This window comes from Nostoc flagelliforme FACHB-838, from assembly GCF_014698065.1.
GTDB classification, from domain to species: Bacteria; Cyanobacteriota; Cyanobacteriia; order Cyanobacteriales; family Nostocaceae; genus Nostoc; species Nostoc flagelliforme_B.
Genome location: NZ_JACJSI010000577.1, coordinates 1 through 2970 on the forward strand (window position 1 = coordinate 1; position 2970 = coordinate 2970).

Sequence of the window (2970 nt, forward strand, 5' to 3'; positions counted from 1 at the left end):
GAAGCGTGGAGATATATCTGTCCGGTCAGCACTGACCATTCATCGAGGTACAGCTAACCAATCCCAAAAATCGCGCCCAGCCCTAGTGCTTGGTGTGGATGCTCCAGATGCCCGAAATGCAGAGCGGCATGATCTCCAGTTTACTCGGTCTTACTACGAGACTATCCCTGTAGAACACCGAAAGCACTTCGCCTGTCGAATCGTTGAAGAACTAGAACCTATCGTACAAGCGCATACGATCGAAGGACTCGTTATGGGGGAGGTTTAGTACAGGGCGGCCGCATCATGTCAATAAGCATATATTCTCAATAGAGTTAAAATAATGTCATTAACGCTTGCTTATTGCCAAAGTTTTAGGCATCGCTTTGGGACTTAAAAAATAATTAAACGCAAAAGGAAAGATTTTTTCGTTAGTTTTTTAACTCTAGTTATGATTGAGAGTAACTTAAATGCGTTTGTCTTGAGGCTTAATATGATGTGGGTTCAGTTTAAAACACATTGGTTAGCATATAAAAATTACTGCGTTCTTCCTGCCAAAACAATGTTTTAATCAGCTATTTCGCTCTATGAAATTATTCTCTTTCTTTAGTCATCAGAAGCTACCAAAATAGCTGAATAATTGTCCCCAAGCCGAAAAGATTTTTTTGTTTTGAGGGAACATACCCCCTTGGAAGGTTACATTTAATTCTGGTATACCCAAAGTTTTAATGTCAGAAATTATATGCTTCATCTGGGCCCACTTGAGACTAAAGACTGATTTCTAAATTGAGTTCCACCAATAAGATTAGAAAATACCTACATTTTTTGGGGCTAGAAAATAACAGATTTTTCAATTGTTACCATGTCCAATAGTGTTTTACCTCAAGAGTGTTCTCAACAAGAAGTAACATCTCAAACAAAAGTAGTACAAGAGGACTCTGCTGGTGGATTCAAGCCTAGTTATAATAATTGGGCTTTTGATCTGGCTTGGTTTGAGCAAGTTAGAGCAACAGTTTTATTAAGTAGGAGAAGTCCCACTTAGAAATCTGCCAGGGTAAAACATAATTTTCGCCTCAAGAAATAGAAATTTTCCATATAGAATTTTTCAGATGGTTGAAGTCAACTTTAATGTTTGGGGTAACGGTTCTATCAACCGTTCTGGGCGCATTACTTCTGAGGCACCAACCTATGTTGTTATTCATGGCTATCAAAGCACTGGTGGCAATGTAGGCAATAACTACAAAGCCGCTGACTGGATGGAAAATATAGCCCAAACTATTCGGCAACGTGAGTCAAATGCTAATATCATTCTCCTAGATTGGGAACAAGGAGCTAGTTCCTTGTGGTATTCCACTTCCGCCGCCAGAACGCGCGATGTCGCCAGTCAGCTGGCTACCTACTTAGTAAATAATGGTGTAGATCCGACTTACACCAACCTGATCGGACATAGTTTGGGAGCGCACATTGCTGGATTCACTGGCTCAACCTACCGTGAATCTACAGGGCGTTCTCTTACTCAAATAGTAGGTTTAGATCCAGCAGGACCTGAGTTTGAAGGCAAAGCAGCAAGCGAACGCTTAGATCCGATCGACGCCAATCGCGTTGTATCTATTCATACTAGTGAAACTTTAGGCTATGATGCTCGCTTGGCTACCCTGGATGTCTATACCAACTGGAATGATCTATTTCAGCCTGGACAGTGGAATTTTGCTGGCAATCACAGTTATGCTCACACTCTCTATACAGAATTACTCCAAGGCAATAGCTTTACCCAATCCAACGGTGTTCTCCTGAACTTGAATACAGTAGTCAATGCTGAATTCACTGGACAGAACGATGCCAGTACTAAAAATAACAAAGCTATTGTTGCTCTCAATCTTTTGGGTACTGTTAACAACGACACACAAGCGGGTGGTGCAGCCAATGATACCATCCGTGGTAATGCAGGAATTGACTACATTACAGGTGGTGATAGTGGCGATTCTGTTTTCGGCGACAGTGGTAATGACCTTGTTTATGGCGGACGTGGGAATGATTCTGTATTCGGTGGCACTGGAAGCGATCGCCTGTTTGGAGATGAAGGTGGCGACATACTTACAGGAACAGATACAGCAACAAGAGGTATTGCTGAAGTTGACCTTTTGACTGGCGGCGCTGGGAGTGATCAGTTTGTGCTAGGTATTACTGTCGGTGTCTTCTATAGCGATGGTAATACTAGTACTTTGGGCCTGAGCGACTACGCTATAATTACTGATTTCAATGCCACCGAAGATACGCTGCAACTGTCTGGCTCCAACTCAAGCTATAGCTTGGGAGCAGTGCCAACTGGTTTGGCTACAGGTACAGCCTTATTCCTGAATGAAACTAGTCCTGAACTAATTGCGATCATTCAAGGTTTTAGCAACCTCACCCTTAGTGCCAGCTATTTCCTTACTGTCTAAAACATTATCTCAAATACAACTTAAATTTCTTTGTCAAGTTTTAAACTTGCACTACTCAAAGTTTTCTATTTTTTATGATGCCTAGATAAATAATTAAAAGTAGCTAATAAAACCAGTAACTTTAGATTAATAGCCCAAATTGTTAGTTAACTTGGTACTGCTCTTTAAGGGCAACTGGTCATACACTAACATTGACTAAATCAACATCAACAAGCCATATCGTTCTGCTTTGGGTAGACACTTCTTCTAAAGTTGGGGAGCGCCACTCTACCCCATAAAGCCAATTATCTTTGAGACTAAAAATCCCTTGAATAATACGACGTGTTGGCTGTTCACCGAAATCAACCTTAACTATGTCCCCCAGATTAAAAGCTGGAGTGGAAACAGTGGACTTTTTTAGTACATTTGTTGGATGAAATTCTTGCTCAGGTAAGTAGAGAGTTTCACTCTGGCAAACAATTGCATAAATCCATTCTTGTCCTGACCACTCAACACCACGGCAATAACCTGACAAGTCTGAGATTGGCAACAAAACTTTTTCTAACATTTC

The 2970-nt window shown here is 41.1% G+C and carries 3 protein-coding genes and 1 pseudogene; 3 read left to right on the plus strand and 1 reads right to left on the minus strand.

The window, feature by feature from the left end:
* The 3 genes and pseudogenes from H6G97_RS49035 to H6G97_RS49045 all read left to right on the plus strand — a co-directional run.
* A pseudogene (locus H6G97_RS49035) lies at window positions 1–268 on the plus strand (hypothetical protein); the annotation flags it as partial.
* A 573-nt stretch (window positions 269–841) separates the two neighbouring features.
* Entirely contained in the window at window positions 842–1021 is a 180-nt protein-coding gene (locus H6G97_RS49040) for a hypothetical protein (RefSeq protein ID WP_190947510.1), read from the plus strand.
* A 67-nt stretch (window positions 1022–1088) separates the two neighbouring features.
* Window positions 1089–2420 (plus strand): alpha/beta hydrolase family protein, encoded by a 1332-nt coding sequence (locus H6G97_RS49045; protein ID WP_190947511.1) that lies wholly within the window; start codon window positions 1089–1091, stop codon window positions 2418–2420.
* A 178-nt stretch (window positions 2421–2598) separates the two neighbouring features.
* Here H6G97_RS49045 and H6G97_RS49050 read toward each other — a convergent pair.
* Window positions 2599–2970, minus strand: a 372-nt coding sequence (locus H6G97_RS49050; protein ID WP_190947512.1) for a DUF1392 family protein, incomplete at its 5' end; no start/stop codon positions are given.